Annotated in this window: 16 protein-coding genes; 9 read left to right on the top strand and 7 right to left on the bottom strand. The window is 69.0% G+C overall.

Annotation, left to right across the window (positions count from 1 at the left end; genetic code table 11):
- The first annotated feature begins 33 nt into the window (after positions 1–33).
- Positions 34–861: a 3-deoxy-8-phosphooctulonate synthase gene (kdsA, locus tag ABAZ39_RS07865; protein ID WP_038528264.1), complete on the top strand. Its 828-nt coding sequence runs from the start codon at positions 34–36 to the stop codon at positions 859–861.
- Positions 862–967: 106 nt separating this feature from the next.
- Positions 968–1,405 (top strand): ComEA family DNA-binding protein, encoded by a 438-nt coding sequence (locus ABAZ39_RS07860; protein ID WP_038528261.1) that lies wholly within the window; start codon positions 968–970, stop codon positions 1,403–1,405.
- Positions 1,406–1,540: 135 nt separating this feature from the next.
- On the opposite strand, the gene pqqE is transcribed toward ABAZ39_RS07860, so the two are convergent.
- The 5 genes from pqqE to pqqA all read right to left on the bottom strand — a co-directional run bounded on the left by pqqE (position 1,541) and on the right by pqqA (position 4,812).
- A complete protein-coding gene (gene pqqE, locus ABAZ39_RS07855) occupies positions 1,541–2,650 on the bottom strand; it encodes a pyrroloquinoline quinone biosynthesis protein PqqE (RefSeq protein WP_038528257.1) in 1,110 nt (369 codons plus the stop codon).
- Positions 2,647–2,952, bottom strand: a complete 306-nt coding sequence (locus ABAZ39_RS07850; protein WP_247881555.1) for a PqqD family peptide modification chaperone — start codon at positions 2,950–2,952, stop codon at positions 2,647–2,649. Before ABAZ39_RS07850 ends, pqqE begins: the two co-directional genes overlap by 4 nt.
- 8 nt (positions 2,953–2,960) lie before the next feature.
- Positions 2,961–3,737 (bottom strand): pyrroloquinoline-quinone synthase PqqC, encoded by a 777-nt coding sequence (gene pqqC / locus ABAZ39_RS07845; RefSeq protein ID WP_038528251.1) that lies wholly within the window; start codon positions 3,735–3,737, stop codon positions 2,961–2,963.
- The gene (pqqB, locus tag ABAZ39_RS07840; protein WP_038528249.1) at positions 3,734–4,663 is read right to left on the bottom strand and encodes a pyrroloquinoline quinone biosynthesis protein PqqB; all 930 of its coding nucleotides are present in this window, start codon (positions 4,661–4,663) and stop codon (positions 3,734–3,736) included. The genes pqqC and pqqB overlap by 4 nt, the downstream gene beginning before the upstream one ends.
- Positions 4,664–4,731: 68 nt before the next feature.
- Positions 4,732–4,812 carry a pyrroloquinoline quinone precursor peptide PqqA gene (gene pqqA / locus ABAZ39_RS07835; RefSeq protein ID WP_014240199.1) on the bottom strand — a complete coding sequence of 27 codons (81 nt, stop codon included), beginning with the start codon at positions 4,810–4,812 and terminating at the stop codon, positions 4,732–4,734.
- Positions 4,813–5,136: 324 nt separating this feature from the next.
- Here pqqA and eno point away from each other — a divergent pair, with 324 nt between their 5' ends.
- The 7 genes from eno to ABAZ39_RS07805 all read left to right on the top strand — a co-directional run bounded on the left by eno (position 5,137) and on the right by ABAZ39_RS07805 (position 12,231).
- Positions 5,137–6,414 carry a phosphopyruvate hydratase gene (eno, locus tag ABAZ39_RS07830; RefSeq protein WP_038528246.1) on the top strand — a complete coding sequence of 426 codons (1,278 nt, stop codon included), beginning with the start codon at positions 5,137–5,139 and terminating at the stop codon, positions 6,412–6,414.
- Positions 6,415–6,638: 224 nt separating this feature from the next.
- The gene (gene ybgF / locus ABAZ39_RS07825; RefSeq protein ID WP_038528243.1) at positions 6,639–7,544 is read left to right on the top strand and encodes a tol-pal system protein YbgF; all 906 of its coding nucleotides are present in this window, start codon (positions 6,639–6,641) and stop codon (positions 7,542–7,544) included.
- Between the two features lie 8 nt (positions 7,545–7,552).
- A complete protein-coding gene (tilS, locus tag ABAZ39_RS37470; RefSeq protein WP_063922629.1) occupies positions 7,553–8,545 on the top strand; it encodes a tRNA lysidine(34) synthetase TilS in 993 nt (330 codons plus the stop codon).
- Entirely contained in the window at positions 8,539–8,913 is a 375-nt protein-coding gene (locus tag ABAZ39_RS36765) for a hypothetical protein (protein ID WP_247881554.1), read from the top strand. The genes tilS and ABAZ39_RS36765 overlap by 7 nt, the downstream gene beginning before the upstream one ends.
- An 84-nt stretch (positions 8,914–8,997) precedes the next feature.
- Complete coding sequence (gene ftsH / locus ABAZ39_RS07815) at positions 8,998–10,935, top strand: ATP-dependent zinc metalloprotease FtsH (protein ID WP_014240204.1); 1,938 nt, start codon at positions 8,998–9,000, stop codon at positions 10,933–10,935.
- Positions 10,936–11,107: 172 nt separating this feature from the next.
- Positions 11,108–11,899 (top strand): rhomboid family intramembrane serine protease, encoded by a 792-nt coding sequence (locus ABAZ39_RS07810; protein WP_144243478.1) that lies wholly within the window; start codon positions 11,108–11,110, stop codon positions 11,897–11,899.
- A gap of 107 nt (positions 11,900–12,006) precedes the next feature.
- Positions 12,007–12,231 carry a DUF2061 domain-containing protein gene (locus ABAZ39_RS07805; RefSeq protein WP_014240206.1) on the top strand — a complete coding sequence of 75 codons (225 nt, stop codon included), beginning with the start codon at positions 12,007–12,009 and terminating at the stop codon, positions 12,229–12,231.
- 270 nt (positions 12,232–12,501) lie between these two features.
- Here the strand turns inward: ABAZ39_RS07805 and ABAZ39_RS07800 are convergent, their stop codons facing one another.
- Entirely contained in the window at positions 12,502–13,032 is a 531-nt protein-coding gene (locus ABAZ39_RS07800) for a peroxiredoxin (protein ID WP_038528240.1), read from the bottom strand.
- A gap of 122 nt (positions 13,033–13,154) precedes the next feature.
- Entirely contained in the window at positions 13,155–14,681 is a 1,527-nt protein-coding gene (hutH, locus tag ABAZ39_RS07795; protein ID WP_038528238.1) for a histidine ammonia-lyase, read from the bottom strand.
- Between the last annotated feature and the right edge of the window lie 28 nt (positions 14,682–14,709).

Here is a 14,709-nt window from a genome sequence, read left to right as displayed (position 1 = left end):
CGTCCCCTCGCATTGCTTTTTGGAGAGCACGGGATGACCACCGCCAAGACCGTCCAGATCGGCAACCTGACCATCGCCAACGATCGGCCCTTCACCCTGATCGCCGGACCGTGCCAGATGGAGAGCCGCGACCACGCGCTGGAGACGGCGGCGGCGCTGGTGGAGATGACCGGCGCGCTGGGCATCGGGCTGATCTACAAGTCGTCCTTCGACAAGGCCAACCGCACCTCCATCAGCACGGCGCGCGGCCTCGGCATGGACAAGGCGCTGCCGATCTTCGCCGAGATCAAGGAGCGGTTCGGCTGCCCGGTGATCACCGACGTGCACGAGGCCGACCAGTGCGCCGCGGTGGCCGAGGTGATGGATGTCCTCCAGATCCCCGCCTTCCTGTGCCGCCAGACCGACCTGCTGATCGCCGCCGCCAAGACGGGCCGGGCGGTCAACGTCAAGAAGGGCCAGTTCCTCGCCCCTTGGGACATGAAGAACGTCGCGGCGAAGCTGGTGGCGTCGGGCAACGACAAGGTGCTGCTGTGCGAGCGCGGCGCCAGCTTCGGCTACAACACGCTGGTGTCGGACATGCGGTCCCTTCCGATCATGGCGGAGACTGGATTCCCGGTGGTGTTCGACGCCACCCATTCCGTGCAGCAGCCGGGCGGGCAGGGCACCACCTCCGGCGGCCAGCGCGAGTTCGTTCCGGTGTTGGCCCGCGCCGCCATCGCCGTGGGCGTTGCCGCGGTCTTCATGGAAACCCATGAGAATCCGGACTGCGCGCCCAGCGACGGCCCGAACATGGTCCCGCTGAAGGAGATGCCGGCCCTGCTGGCACGGCTCCAGGCCTTCGATCGGCTCGCAAAAGGCTGACGAAAGGACAGGTTCGGGAACGGCGTGCCGGTCCCGGCGTTGCCTTGGCACCGCGGGCGCCGCGCTTATGGTGGAGCGCCCGCGGAATGAGCCATGGAGCAACGCCATGAAGCCGATCCGCCTGTCCGCCATCGCCGCCATCGCCAGTGTTGGCGCGATGATCGCCGTTCCCGCTTTCGCGCAATCGACCGCGCCGTCCGCAACGCCTTCCACCACGCCGATGCCGCAGGCCAAGCCGGCCATGCCGCCGGGCCACAGCGGCACCACCACGGCCCCGCCGATGGGCAGCGGGTCGTCGTCGACGACGGCAAAGGCCAAGGTCATCGACCTCAACACCGCCGGCAAGGACGAGCTTCAGACCCTGCCGGGAATCGGCGAGGCGCGGTCCGAGGCCATCGTGAAGAACCGCCCCTACCGGTCCAAGGACGAGCTGGTCAGCAAGAAGATCGTGCCGCAGAACGTCTACGACGACATCAAGGGCCGCATCGCCGCGGTCGGTGGCTCCAAGACCAGCGCCTCGGCGGCGACCGCCCCGAAGAAGTGAGCCAATCCCCTCTCCCCTCCGGGGAGAGGGTTAGGGTGAGGGGGGTATGCGTGGCGGTACGTTCGGCACAAGCGCACCCCCCTCACCGGCCCTCCGGGCCACCCTCTCCCCGGAGGGGAGAGGGCTAAGATAGCGTCACAAGAGGCTGAAGCTCCGGTAGGTGATTGGCGCCTCGGCCGTGCCGCCGTCCTCTGCGGCGATCTCGGCGAGCAGACCATGATGCTCCGACAGGTCGCACACCGGGTCGGTGTTGTCGGCGCTTCCGGTCAGCGCCAGCGCCTGGCAGCGGCAGCCGCCCCAGTCGATCTCCTTCTGGTCGCAGCTCCGGCAGGGTTGCGGCATCCAGTCGGTGCCGCGGTAGCGCTGAAAGGCGGCGGAGTTGGCCCAGATGTCGGCCAGCGGGCGCTCCGTCACCCGGTCGAAGGTCATGCCGGGAATCGTCTCGGCGGCGTGGCAGGGCAGAACCGAACCGCTGGGCGTCACGTTCAGGAACTTGCGGCCCCAGCCGCCCATGCAGGCCTTGGGGCGCTTGGCGTAATAGTCGGGCACCACGTAATCGACGACCAGCCGGCCCTTCAGCTCCGGCAGGCGGGCGCGCACCCGCTCGTCCATGCGGACCAACTGCTCGCGGGTCGGCATCAGGGCGGCGCGGTTCTTCAGCGCCCAGCCGTAATATTGGACGTTGGCAATCTCGATCCGGCCGGCCTTCAGTTCCAGCGCCATGTCGATGAAGTCGTCGACCCGGCCAATGTTGTGGCGCTGCACGATGGCGTTGACCGTCAGCGCCATGCCAACGTCGGTGACCCCGCGCGCCACCTCCAGCTTCTTCGGCTGGCCGCCGGGGAAGCCGCTGATCAGTTCGGCCTTGGCGGGCTGGGTGTCCTGGAAGCCGATCTGCACATGCTGGAGCCCGGCGTCGCGCAGCCGCTCCAGCCGCGCCCGGTCGAGCAGCACCGCCGAGGTGATGAGGTTGGCGTAGAGCCCGGCCGCGGTGGCGTGGGCGATCAGCGCCTCCAGGTCCTTGCGCGCCGTCGGCTCGCCGCCGGAGAAATGCACCTGGATGATGCCGAGGTCGGCCGCCTCGTCGAGCACGCGGCACCAAGCGGCGGTGTCCAGCTCGCGGCTGGCCGGGTCGAGCGCCAGCGGGTTGGAGCAGTAGGCGCAGCGCAGCGGGCAGCGGTGCGTCAGTTCCGCCAGCAGGGCCAGCGGCGGTTCAAGTCCGGTCGTGGCGCCACAGAAGGTCATCGGGTCAGGAACCCTTTCGCGATCATGTCGCCCAACAGTTCCAACACATCCGCGGCGATCTCGTCCCGCGGCGCGTCGAATTGCGCGGCCAGCACCCCAACGGCCGTGCCCACCGTCACCGGAGGCTGGCCCGTCTGAGACTGGCCCGTCTGAGGCCGTGCAGTGACGGCCCGCACCACCTCCAGCGCCACCTCGTCCAGGATCAGCACGCGCTCCGGCCCCAGAAGCTGCCAGTGGCCGCGCACCCGGTCCTGGCGGAGCATGACGCCGGGGGCCAGCCGGACCCGGTCCTCCTCGGTCACGCCGTCCGTCATCGCCGGTAGACCGTCGGTTCCATGTCGTCCGGCACGAAGGCGCCGGGCGGGATCAGGCCGGGCGACACATAGGCGTGGTGCAGCGCGTCCAATTGCGCCCACAGCAGCTCCGCCTTGTGGCGCAGCGCGGCGATCACCTGCTGCTGCTGCTCCGGTGTCCGGGCGTTGTCGAGCACGTAGTCGAGCCCGAACTCGACGTCGCGCGGCGCCTCGTCCAGCCGCTTGCGGAAGTAGGACAGGGTGGCGTCGTTGGCGAAGGCGTAATAGGCCTCGAACCCGGCGATGCGCTCGCGGTGGATGGCCGGGGCGAACAACTCGGTCAGGGACGAGGCGACGGCCTCCAGCGTCGATTTGCTCGACACGAAATGGACGTAGGAATCGACGGCGTAGCGGGTCGCCGGCAGGATGCCCCTCAGCGAGGTGACATAGTCGCGGTCCAGCCCCAGCCCGTCGGTCAGGCGCAGCCAGCGCTCGATTCCGCCGACCTTGCCCTCCTCGCGCTCCCGGCTCTCGCCGAAGCCGTCATGGTCGAGCACGCGCTGAATCCAGATGCGGCGCAGCGCCGGATCGTCCATCCGCGCCATCAGGGCCAGATCCTTCTTGGGGATGCAGACCTGATAATAGAAGCGGTTCAGCGCCCAGGCCTGGACCTGCCCGCGCTTCAGCTTTCCGCCGTGCAGCAGTTTGTGGAAGGGGTGGAGGTCGTGGTACTGGCGCTCGCCGATGGCGCGCAACTCGCGTTCCAAGTCCTCGCGCGACAGCGCTGACGTCATAGCGTGAACTCCATCCCGTCGTGGGCGATTTCCCAACCTTCGGCGGTGGCGGCGGCCCGTTCGGGCGAGTCGTCCAGCAGCGCCGGGTTGGTGTTGTTGATGTGGACGAAGACCTTGCGCTGCACGCCCAGCCCCGCGAAGGCGGCGATGGAGCCGTCCGGGCCGGACATCGCCATATGGCCCATGCGCTGGCCGGTCTTGCTGCCGGTGCCGGCGCGGATCATCTCGTCGTCGGTCCAGGTGGTGCCGTCGAACAGCACCAGCGGCGCCCCGCGCAGCTGGTCGGCCAGCCAGTCCGGCATGGCCGAGCAACCGGGGATGTAGAAGAACTCCCCGTCGCCATTGCGGTCGCGGATGCGCAGAGCCACCGTGTCCTCCGCCACCGAGCCGAAGCCGGCGGCGGATGGGTCCTCCAGATAGAGCGCGACCTTGCCGGGCACGGCGAAGGCCTCGATCTCGAAGGGGAAGGGGGTGCCGGCGGCGTCGGCGGGAACCCAGGGCCGGTCCAGCGCCATGGCGCGGCGCGGCGCCAGCTCCGGGTTGACCACGCGGAATACGGCGTTCGCCTCCAGCACACGATGCACCCGGTCGGTGGCGTAAACGGCCAGCGGCTGGGATTCGCGCAGCGTCAGCAGGCCCGCCACATGGTCGATGTCGGCGTTGGTCAGCACCGCTGCGGCGATGGGGCTGTGGCGCACGGCGGTCTGCGGGTGCAGCGCCGGATTGGCGAGGATCTGCTGACCGATGTCCGGCGAGGCGTTCAGCAGCAGCCAGCGCTCGTCGCCACCGCTGACGGCGAGCGACGACTGGGTGCGGGGACGGGCCGCCGGGTCGCCGGAGCGGGCGCGGCGGCAGCCCGCGCAGTTGCAGTTCCACTGGGGAAAACCGCCGCCCGCGGCGGAGCCAAGGACCAGGATCGTCAGCATGGGGTGCCTTTCCTAATCAGGCGGCCCGAATCAGGCGGCGGTCGTCACGCATGGGAACCGGCCGCCGTTCAGAGGCGGGCGCAGGCGTAGGCGTTGATTTCGGTGCCGACGGCGATCTCGACGATCTGGGGCTTGCGCCAGGTCTTCATGGTTGGGTCCTCCGCGCTTGGATTGGCCTTGGGATGATTCCCAGGGGCTGTTGCCGCCCGCTGCGGGCGGCCCCGCTAGCGAACGTTAGAACGCTACGGGTACGGGACAAGGTGGTCTATGCGACTTTGGATGCAGGTGCGCTGCACAACCGGATAGGGGTGCCCCACCGTCCGGGCGTCCTTCCGCGAGCTGTTGCGCCCCAGCGGCCTTGCATCCCCCCGCACGCAGGGCTATCAAGCCCGCGCGCTTCTTTTTCGCCTGGAAAGATCATCCGCCTGGAAAGATCATCCAGTGGACGCGCGCAACGCGGAGGAAGGACAAACATGAGCGCCATTACCGAAATCCACGCCCGCGAGATCCTCGACAGCCGTGGGAACCCGACCGTCGAGGTGGACGTCCTGCTCGAATCCGGCGCCTTCGGCCGCGCCGCCGTTCCGTCGGGCGCCTCGACCGGCGCGCACGAGGCGGTGGAGCTGCGCGACGGCGACAAGTCCCGCTACGGCGGCAAGGGCGTGCTGAAGGCCGTGGAGTCGGTCAACGGCGAGATCTTCGACGCCATCGCCGGCCTCGACGGCTCCAACCAGCGCGCCCTCGACCTCGCCATGATCGAGCTGGACGGCACCCCCAACAAGGGCCGCCTCGGCGCCAACGCCATCCTCGGCGTCTCGCTCGCCGTCGCCAAGGCCTCGGCGGAAGAGGCGGCCCTGCCGCTGTTCCGCTACGTCGGCGGCGCCTTCGCCAACCTGCTGCCGGTGCCGATGATGAACATCATCAACGGCGGCGCCCACGCCGACAACCCGATCGACATCCAGGAGTTCATGGTCATGCCGGTCGGCGCCGAGACCGGCGCCGAGGCCATCCGCATGGGCTCGGAGATCTTCCAGGCGCTCAAGAAGAAGCTCAAGGACGCCGGCCACAACACCAACGTCGGCGACGAGGGCGGCTTCGCCCCCAACCTCGCCTCGACCGAGGACGCGCTGGGCTTCGTGATGAAGGCCATCGAGGCCGCCGGCTACAAGCCGGGCGACGACGTCATGCTGGCCATCGACGCCGCCTCGACCGAGTTCTTCAAGAACGGCAAGTACGAGCTGGCCGGCGAGGGCAAGTCGCTGGCGCCGGAGCAGATGGTGGCCTACTGGGCCGATCTGGTCGGCCGTTACCCGATCATCTCGATCGAGGACGGCATGGCCGAGGACGACTGGGAGGGCTGGAAGGCGCTGACCGACGCCATCGGCAGCAAGGTGCAGCTGGTCGGCGACGACCTGTTCGTGACCAACCCGGCGCGTCTGGCGGACGGCATCCGGAAGGGCGTGGGCAACTCGATCCTGGTCAAGGTCAACCAGATCGGCACGCTGTCGGAGACGCTGGAAGCCGTCGACATGGCGCACAAGGCCGGCTACACGGCCGTTCTGTCGCACCGTTCGGGCGAAACCGAGGACAGCACCATCGCTGATCTGGCGGTCGCCACCAACTGCGGCCAGATCAAGACCGGCTCGCTGTCGCGCTCCGACCGTCTGGCCAAGTACAACCAGCTGATCCGCATCGAAGAGATGCTCGGCACCGCCGCCCGCTTCGCCGGACGCGGCATCCTCAAGGCGTAAGACGCTCTTTAATGACCTTTTAAGGGAAAAGGCCCCTTTCCGGGACACCGGGAAGGGGCCTTTTTCTGTGGTCTCTTTAGGGGTTGCGCCCGGTGCGCGGGAGATTTCCAAATCACCACCGTGCAAGGGGCGCGCGCTTCTGGTAAACAGCCGCCATAGTTTCGCCCGCTTGGGCCGCCACCCTCCCACGACGGCATTCCCCGCCCGGACAGGACCCTCGACGCATGACCAAGACCACTTCTTTCGCCGCCCTGCTGCTTGGCGGCCTGCTGTGCAGCGGTTCCGTCTTCGCGCAGACGGCTTCGCTGCAGGACCGTCTGGACCGGCTGGAGTCGGGGGTGGAGGCGCTGGGCGGGCGCGTCGAGGTGGCCCAGGCCTATCCGGGCAGTGGCTACGCGCGGGGGCAGACCGCCGAGATCCAACCGTCCCTGGCCGCCGATTTCGAGGTGCGGCTGCAGAAGCTGGAGCGCGCCCTGTCGGAGCTGACCGGGCGCTATGAAGAGGCGACCTATCAGATCTCGCAGATGAAGGATCGGCTGGAGCGGGTCAACAGCGACATCGATTTCCGCTTGAAGGAGCTGGAAAGCAAGGGCGGCGGGGCGGCCAGCGATCCGTTCGGCGGCCCGGCCAAGCCCAGCGCGGCGGCTCCGGCCGCGGCCCCCAGCGCCGCCAAGGTGCCCGAGAAGACGGCTGACAAGCCGGCGGAGAAGCAGACCGCCGCCCTGGCGCCGCTGCCCGCCAACTCGACCCCGGAAAAGCAGTACGAGCACGCCTTCGAGCTGCTGCGCCAGTCCGACTACGACAAGGCGGAAAAGGCCTTCAGCGACTTCCTGGCGAAGAACAAGGGTCACCAGCTCGCCGGCAACGCCCAGTATTGGCTGGGTGAGACCTACTACGTCCGCAACAAGTTCCAGGACGCCGCCGTCGCCTTCGCCGAGGGCGTGCAAAAGTATCCGAAGAACAACAAGGCGGCCGACAACCTGCTGAAGCTCGGCATGTCGCTGCAGCAGCTGAACCAGAAGAAGGACGCCTGCACGGCCTTCAACCAGCTGATCACCAAGTTCCCCGAAGCCTCGGCCAGCGTGAAGCGCCGTGCCGACACCGAGCGCCGCCGCCTGAACTGCGCCTGACGGGCGCGGTGAACGCGTCCGACCCGGCGGGGCCGATTTCCGCGGGGCCGATCTCCGCGCGTGAGTTCGCCGCCCGCATGGACCGGCTGGGCGGCTTCGAGACGCGGCCGCGCGTGGCCGTGGGCGTGTCCGGCGGGGCGGACAGCCTCGGGCTGGTTCTGCTCGTCCAACGGTGGGCGGCGGAGCGGGGCGGGGATGTCCTCGCGCTGATCGTCGATCATGGCCTGCGCGCCGAGTCCGCGGCGGAGGCTGCTCGTGTGGGCGGCTGGCTCCGGGCCCGCGGCGTCGCCCACGCCATTCTGCGCTGGGACGGCGAGAAGCCGGCGACCGGCATCCAGGAGGCGGCCCGCGCCGCGCGCCACCGCCTGCTGGCCGAGCGCTGCCGGGAAGAGGGCATTCTCCATCTGGCGCTCGCCCACCACCGCGACGACCAGGCGGAGACGGTGCTTCTGCGCTTCGCCCGCGGCTCCGGAATCGACGGACTGGCCGGCATGGCGCCGGTGCGCGCGGCCGGTGCGGTGCGGGTGATCCGGCCGCTGCTGGACCTGTCCCATGAACGGCTGGTGGCGACCTGCCGCGCCTTCGGTCAGGAGTGGATCGAGGACCCCTCCAACCGCAACCCGCGCTTCGCCCGCGCCCGCCTGCGCGCGGCGGGGGAGGCGCTGGCCGCTGAAGGGCTGGACCCGCCGCGTCTGGCCGACCTCGCCCGCCGGGCCGCCCGTGCCCGCAACGCGCTGGAAGCGGGAACCGCCGCCCTGCTGGCCGAGGCCGTGGAGGTCCATCCGGAGGGCTGGCTGCGGCTGGACCCGAAGCCGTTGCTGGCGGCACCGGAGGAGCTTGGCCTGCGCGCGCTGACCCGCTGCATCGCCGCGACGGGGGGGCCGCCTACCCGCCGAAGGACGAGGCGGCGGAGCGCCTGTTCGCCGAGATCGCGGGGGAAGGCTTCCGGGGGCGCACCTTGGGCGGCTGCCGCATCCTGCCGCGGAAGGGGCATTTGGTGATCGCGCGGGAGCCGGTCGGGGTCACCGAACGGCTGAGCCTTACCCCCGGCGGAGAGGTCTGGTGGGATCGCCGATTCGCCGTTCGGCTGGCGGTGGGGGCGGGCGGGGCGGTGACCGTGGCAACATTGGGGCGGGAAGGGTGGCAAAGGGTGCGGTCCGCAGGCCCGGATTCGGGCCGCATCGGCCTGCCCGAACCGGTCCGCGAGACGCTGCCGGCGCTGTGGGACGGAAACGGGCTGGCGGCGGTGCCGCATCTGGGATTTTCGCGGCCCGGATTCCCCCTTTCGGCGGTCGCTTTGCACGCGCCCGGGGTGGTGTTGGCCGGTCCAGCTTTTCCGGTTGTTTCGGACCGTGTCGGCATTATTTAATCTGGGAACGTGCCCGTAAGCCCGGGAGGGGTGGCTCCGCATCAGCCTACCTTTCCGCGCAGGGTTCGCAGAAAGGCTTTTGACGTGAACAATTTCGGCAAGAATCTCGCGCTCTGGATCATCATCGGGCTGCTGCTGGTGGCCCTGTTCAACCTGTTCCAGAGCTCTTCCACGCGCAGCCCGCAGACGACGGTTCCGTTCAGCGAGCTTCTCGCCGAAGTGGACCGCGGCCAAGTGGCCGACGTCACCATCAAAGGAAACCAGGTCTCCGGCCACTTCACCGACGGCCGGTCCTTCAGCACCTACGTCCCGCCCGAAGCCGGGCTGGTCGAGCGGCTGACGCAGAAGAACGTGCGCATCAGCGCCGTTCCGGACGACAGCAACGTGCCGTCGCTGTTCTCCGTCCTGCTGTCCTGGTTCCCGATGCTGCTGCTGATCGGCGTCTGGATCTTCTTCATGCGTCAGATGCAGTCGGGCGGCGGCAAGGCCATGGGCTTTGGCAAGTCCCGCGCGCGCCTGCTGACGGAGAAGGTCGGCCGGGTCACCTTCGACGACGTCGCCGGCATCGACGAGGCCAAGCAGGAGCTGGCGGAAATCGTCGAGTTCCTGAAGGACCCGCAGAAGTTCCAGCGTCTGGGCGGCAAGATCCCGAAGGGCGTGCTGCTCGTCGGCCCGCCGGGCACCGGTAAGACCCTGACCGCGCGCGCCGTGGCGGGTGAGGCCAACGTGCCCTTCTTCACCATCTCCGGCTCCGACTTCGTCGAGATGTTCGTGGGTGTCGGTGCCAGCCGCGTCCGCGACATGTTCGAGCAGGGCAAGAAGAACGCCCCCTGCATCATCTTCATCGACGAAATCGACGCCGTCGGCCGCCATCGTGGCGCCGGCCTGGGCGGTGGCAACGACGAGCGCGAGCAGACCCTGAACCAGCTGCTGGTCGAGATGGACGGCTTCGAGGCGAACGAGGGCGTCATCCTCATCGCCGCGACCAACCGTCCCGACGTGCTCGACCCCGCGCTGCTGCGTCCGGGCCGCTTCGACCGTCAGGTCGTCGTGCCGAACCCCGACGTGCTGGGCCGCGAGAAGATCCTCAAGGTCCACATGCGCAAGGTGCCGCTGTCCCCGGACGTCGACGCCAAGGTCATCGCGCGCGGCACCCCGGGCTTCTCGGGCGCCGACCTCGCCAACCTCGTCAACGAGGCCGCTCTGCTCGCCGCCCGCATCGGCAAGCGCGTCGTCGGCATGGCCGAGTTCGAGGCCGCCAAGGACAAGGTCATGATGGGCGCGGAACGCCGCTCCATGGTCATGACCGAGGACGAGAAGAAGCTGACCGCCTATCACGAGGCCGGTCACGCCATCGTCGCCATCCACCAGCCGGACAGCGATCCGGTGCACAAGGCCACCATCATCCCGCGCGGTCGCGCGCTCGGCATGGTGATGCGCCTGCCGGAAGGCGATCGCATCTCGCTGTCCCAGGCCAAGCTGCACGCCGACCTGCGCGTCGCCATGGGCGGCCGCATCGCGGAAGAGCTGATCTTCGGCAAGGACCGCGTGACCACCGGCGCGTCGGGCGACATCAAGATGGCGACCGACATGTCGCGCCGCATGGTCACCGAGTGGGGCATGAGCGACAAGCTGGGCCCGCTGCTCTACGGCGAGCCGACGCAGGAGGTCTTCCTCGGCCACTCCGTCACCCAGCACAAGAACATGTCCGACGCCACGGCCCGCACGGTGGACGAGGAAATCCGCCGGATCGTCGACGAGGCGTACGGCGAGGCCCGCCGCATCCTGACGGAGAACATCGACCAGCTGCATACCATCGCCAAGGGCCTCCTGGAGTACGAGACCCTGAGCGGTGAGGACATCGCCCGCCTGCTGCGCGGCGAACCGCTGATCCGCAACGACGAGCGGGAGGGCTTCTCCCCGGCCCCGCCGAAGCAGCCGACCCCGACTTCGGGCCGTCGCCCGTCGGTGCCGACCACCAAGGAAAGCGGCGGGATGGACCCGGAGCCCCAGGGCACCTGATAGCGGGCACCTGATCCGCACCGCGGCTTTAGTCAGCGAAACCGGCGCTCCGCAAGGGGCGCCGGTTTTTCTTTGCCGACTTCCGCCTGTACGTGTGTCCCGTACGTCTTGGCGGAACTGTTAGGCGGGATCATCGTGTTGAACAGGGCCGCCCCAACCGAAAGCGCCGCCGATGCTGTTCCTGTCCATCTACGACGACAACCCGACACGGCGGACGCCGGTCGTCACCATGGCGCTGATCGCGCTGTGCGTGATGGTGTTCCTGTGGCAGCTCTCGCTGGGGGCGCGGGCCGGAAACCTCGCGGTCTATTCCTTCGGCCTCGTTCCGGCGGTGCTGTTCGGCCACGCCGAGTTGCCGGAGCCGTTGCGGGTCGTTCCGCCCTGGATGTCCATCATCACCTCCATGTTCATGCATGGCGGCTTCCTGCATCTCGCCGGCAACATGCTGTACCTCTGGATCTTCGGTAACAACGTCGAGGACAGCATGGGGCGGGGCCGCTTCGTGGTCTTTTACCTGCTCTGCGGGACGGCGGCGGCGCTCGCCCAGAGCTTCGCCGCTCCAACGTCCGAAGTCCCGATGGTGGGGGCGAGCGGTGCCATCGGCGGGGTGCTCGGCGCCTATCTGGTGCTGCACCCGCGGGCCAATGTCGGCGTCTTCTTCTGGTTCATCATCATCGTGCGTGTCATCAGCGTTCCGGCGGTGCTGGTGCTGGGCTTCTGGTTCCTCGGGCAAATCCTCAGCGGGGTCACCACCCCGACCTCCGACGACAGCGGCGGAGTGGCCTTCTGGGCGCATGTCGGCGGGTTCGTCATGGGGGCTGCGCTGATTCCCTTCTTCAAGCGGCCCGAGGTGCGGTTGCTGGAGCCGGCGCACAGCCGCGCCTTCGAAGTCGTTCCGCCGGGCACCCGGTTGCGTCGCGGCAGCGTGCCGGAAGCGGGCGACCGCCGCCGTCCCTTTCGTTGATGAATAGGGACTGTCTATTGATCTGTTTGGATCGTTCGATTGGACCTGTCGCCGTCCGACGCGCATGCTGAGGCTGAACAGAAACGGCGGCGTTCGGGAGTTCAGCGATGACCAAGACCTTCAGCTTTGCCTGCATCCACTTCACGGTGGCCTTCACGGTCGGCTATCTGATGACCGGCAGCATCGCGGTGGGCGGCGCGTTGGCGCTGGTGGAGCCGCTGTGCAACACGGTGGCCTATCATCTGCACGAGCGGGCTTGGGCGGCCCATGAACGCCGCAAGGTACGGGCGGCCGAGGCGGAGCCGACGGAAGGAACCGCCGTTCCGGCTTGAAGGGATCGGTGGTCATAATCCCCTCTCCCCTCCGGGGAGAGGGTTAGGGTGAGGGGGATGCGCTTGACCGTGCGTCCGGCAAAAGCGCAACCACCTCACCGGCCCTCCGGGCCACCCTCTCCCCAGAGGGGAGAGGGCTAAAGCGGATTGCAATCCGCTTTGGACCGCGACTGCGGTCCCGGTCGCACATGCGACCGGAGCCCGCCGGCGAATGAGGCGATAAGAGTCTAAAGCGAACGGAAGTTCGCTTTAAAGAAACGAAATACTGGTTCAGCGCGAACGCAGGTAGGCCAGCACCGCTTCCGGAGCGGATTCGCCGTAGGGATCGCCGCCCTCGCCGGCGTCGTTGATGCCCGGCTCCTCGAACAGCTTCTCGATCACGCCGTCGGTCACCACCATGGCGTAGCGCCAGCTGCGCATGCCGAAGCCGACATGCTCCTTGTTGATCAGCATGCCCATGCGGCGGGTGAAGTGACCCGAGCCGTCGGGGATCAGCTTGACGTTCTTCACGCCGAGATGCTTGCCCCACTGGAACATCACGAAGGCGTCGTTGACGCTGAGGCAATAGACCTCGTCCACGCCCAGGTCGCGGAACTCAGGGTACAGCGCGTCGTAGGTCGGCACCTGCTGGTTTGAGCAGGTCGGGGTGAAGGCGCCGGGCAGGGAAAAGACGACGACGCGCTTTCCGGCGAACAGCTCGTCGCTGCTGACGTCCTGCCAGCGGAACGGGTTGGGGCCGCCGACGCTTTCGTCGCGCACGCGGGTCTTGAACACGACCGAGGGGACTTTGCGTCCTTCCATGATGGTCTCCGGATCGAAGTGAAGCGGTTGATGTGGAATGATCCGAACCTTAGCCCTTCAACGGATTGACGAAAACCGGCCGGAGCGGCCTGCGCGGTCTTGTCTCAGCCGGCCCCCGTGGATCAGGGCAGGAGGTTCTCCGCAAAGGGGCGGAAGGCCCCCTCCGTGACCAACCGCTTCGCCGCCGCGATGTCCGGGGCCATCGCGCGATCCTCCGTCCACACCGCCACGCGGGCGCGCAGCAGCCCCCGCGCGCGCTCCAGCGCGGGGGAGGAGGCCAGCGGCGCCCGCAAGTCGATCCCCTGGGCCGCGGCCAGCAGTTCCACCGCGACGATTCCCGCCAGATTGTCGGCCATGTCCGACAAGCGGCGGGCGGCGTGGGTCGCCATGCTGACATGGTCCTCCTGGTTGGCGGAGGTGGGCAGGCTGTCCACGCTGGCCGGGTGGGCCATCTGCTTGTTCTCGCTGGCCAGCGCCGCCGCGGTGACCTGGGCGATCATGAAGCCGCTGTTCAGCCCGCCGTCGGCCACCAGGAAGGGCGGCAGACCCGACAGGTGGGTGTCCATCAGCAGGGCGATCCGCCGCTCCGACAGCGCCCCGGTCTCGGCGATGGACAGGGCCAGCACGTCGGCGGCCATCGCCACCGGCTCGGCGTGGAAGTTGCCGCCCGACAGGATGTCGCCGCTGTCCGGGAAGACCAGCGGGTTGTCGGAGACCGCGTTGGCCTCGCGTTCCAGCACGCCGGCGGCGAAGCGCAGATGGTCGAGCACCGCGCCCATCACCTGCGGCTGGCAGCGCAGGCTGTAGGGGTCCTGAACCGTCTCGTGCCCTTCACGGTGGGAGTCGCGGATGCCGCTGCCCTGGAGGAGGGAGCGGTAGACGGCGGCGACGTCGCGCTGGCCGGGCTGGCCGCGCAGGTCGTGGATGCGCGCGTCGAACGGGCCGTCGCTGCCCAGCGCGGCGTCGACGCTGAGCGCCCCGGCGACCAGGGCGGCCGCGAAGCCGTCCTCCGCCGCGACCAGCCCGGCCAGACCCAGGGCGGTGGACACCTGCGTGCCGTTTAGCAGGGCCAAGCCTTCCTTGGCCTCCAGCGCCAGCGGCGCCAGCCCGGCGCGGGCCAGCGCCTCGGCGGCGGGCAGCCGCTCGCCGTCCACGTCGGCCTCGCCCTCGCCGATCAGCACGCCGGTCAGGTGGGCCAGCGGCGCCAGATCGCCGGACGCCCCCACCGACCCCTTGGCCGGCACCACCGGCAGGACGCCGCGGTTGTAGAGCGCCAGCAGCGCCTCGATCACCACCATGCGTACGCCGGAATGGCCGCGCGCCAGCGCGTTGACCTTCAGCGCCAGGATCAGCCGCACCACGCCCGGCGGCAGGTCCGGCCCGGTGCCGGCGCTGTGCGAGAGGACCAGTCGCCGCTGCAGCTCGCGCACCTGATCCGGGGGGATGCGCTTCTTCGCCAGCAGGCCGAAGCCGGTGTTCACGCCATAGACCGCGCGTTCCCCGCCCGCCGCCTCCGCCACCGTGCGGGCCGAGGCGTCGATGGCGGCGCGGCAGCCGGGCGCCAGGGCCAGGGTGGGTGGGTCGCGCAGGATGCGGCGCAGGTCGGGCAGGGTGAGATGGCCGGGGGCGAAGGTCAGCGTGTCGGTCATGCGGCGTTCCTTGAGACGGGGCGAACAG

This window comes from Azospirillum argentinense (genome assembly GCF_000632475.1).
In the GTDB taxonomy this organism is placed as follows: Bacteria; Pseudomonadota; Alphaproteobacteria; order Azospirillales; family Azospirillaceae; genus Azospirillum; species Azospirillum baldaniorum.
The sequence above is the reverse complement of the archived record's forward strand: the minus strand, read 5'-3'. Positions and strand labels throughout refer to the sequence as shown.

Excerpts from the sequence above, each read along its gene's own strand:
- ABAZ39_RS07810 (WP_144243478.1), top strand. The coding sequence starts at position 11,108 with ATGCTGTTCCTGTCCATCTACGACGACAACCCGACACGGCGGACGCCG.
- ybgF (WP_038528243.1), top strand. The coding sequence starts at position 6,639 with ATGACCAAGACCACTTCTTTCGCCGCCCTGCTGCTTGGCGGCCTGCTG.
- pqqC (WP_038528251.1), bottom strand. The coding sequence starts at position 3,737 with ATGACGTCAGCGCTGTCGCGCGAGGACTTGGAACGCGAGTTGCGCGCC.
- pqqE (WP_038528257.1), bottom strand. The coding sequence starts at position 2,650 with ATGACCTTCTGTGGCGCCACGACCGGACTTGAACCGCCGCTGGCCCTG.
- hutH (WP_038528238.1), bottom strand. The coding sequence starts at position 14,681 with ATGACCGACACGCTGACCTTCGCCCCCGGCCATCTCACCCTGCCCGAC.
- eno (WP_038528246.1), top strand. The coding sequence starts at position 5,137 with ATGAGCGCCATTACCGAAATCCACGCCCGCGAGATCCTCGACAGCCGT.
- pqqB (WP_038528249.1), bottom strand. The coding sequence starts at position 4,663 with ATGCTGACGATCCTGGTCCTTGGCTCCGCCGCGGGCGGCGGTTTTCCC.
- pqqA (WP_014240199.1), bottom strand. The coding sequence starts at position 4,812 with ATGAAGACCTGGCGCAAGCCCCAGATCGTCGAGATCGCCGTCGGCACC.
- ABAZ39_RS07800 (WP_038528240.1), bottom strand. The coding sequence starts at position 13,032 with ATGGAAGGACGCAAAGTCCCCTCGGTCGTGTTCAAGACCCGCGTGCGC.
- ABAZ39_RS07860 (WP_038528261.1), top strand. The coding sequence starts at position 968 with ATGAAGCCGATCCGCCTGTCCGCCATCGCCGCCATCGCCAGTGTTGGC.
- kdsA (WP_038528264.1), top strand. The coding sequence starts at position 34 with ATGACCACCGCCAAGACCGTCCAGATCGGCAACCTGACCATCGCCAAC.
- ABAZ39_RS07805 (WP_014240206.1), top strand. The coding sequence starts at position 12,007 with ATGACCAAGACCTTCAGCTTTGCCTGCATCCACTTCACGGTGGCCTTC.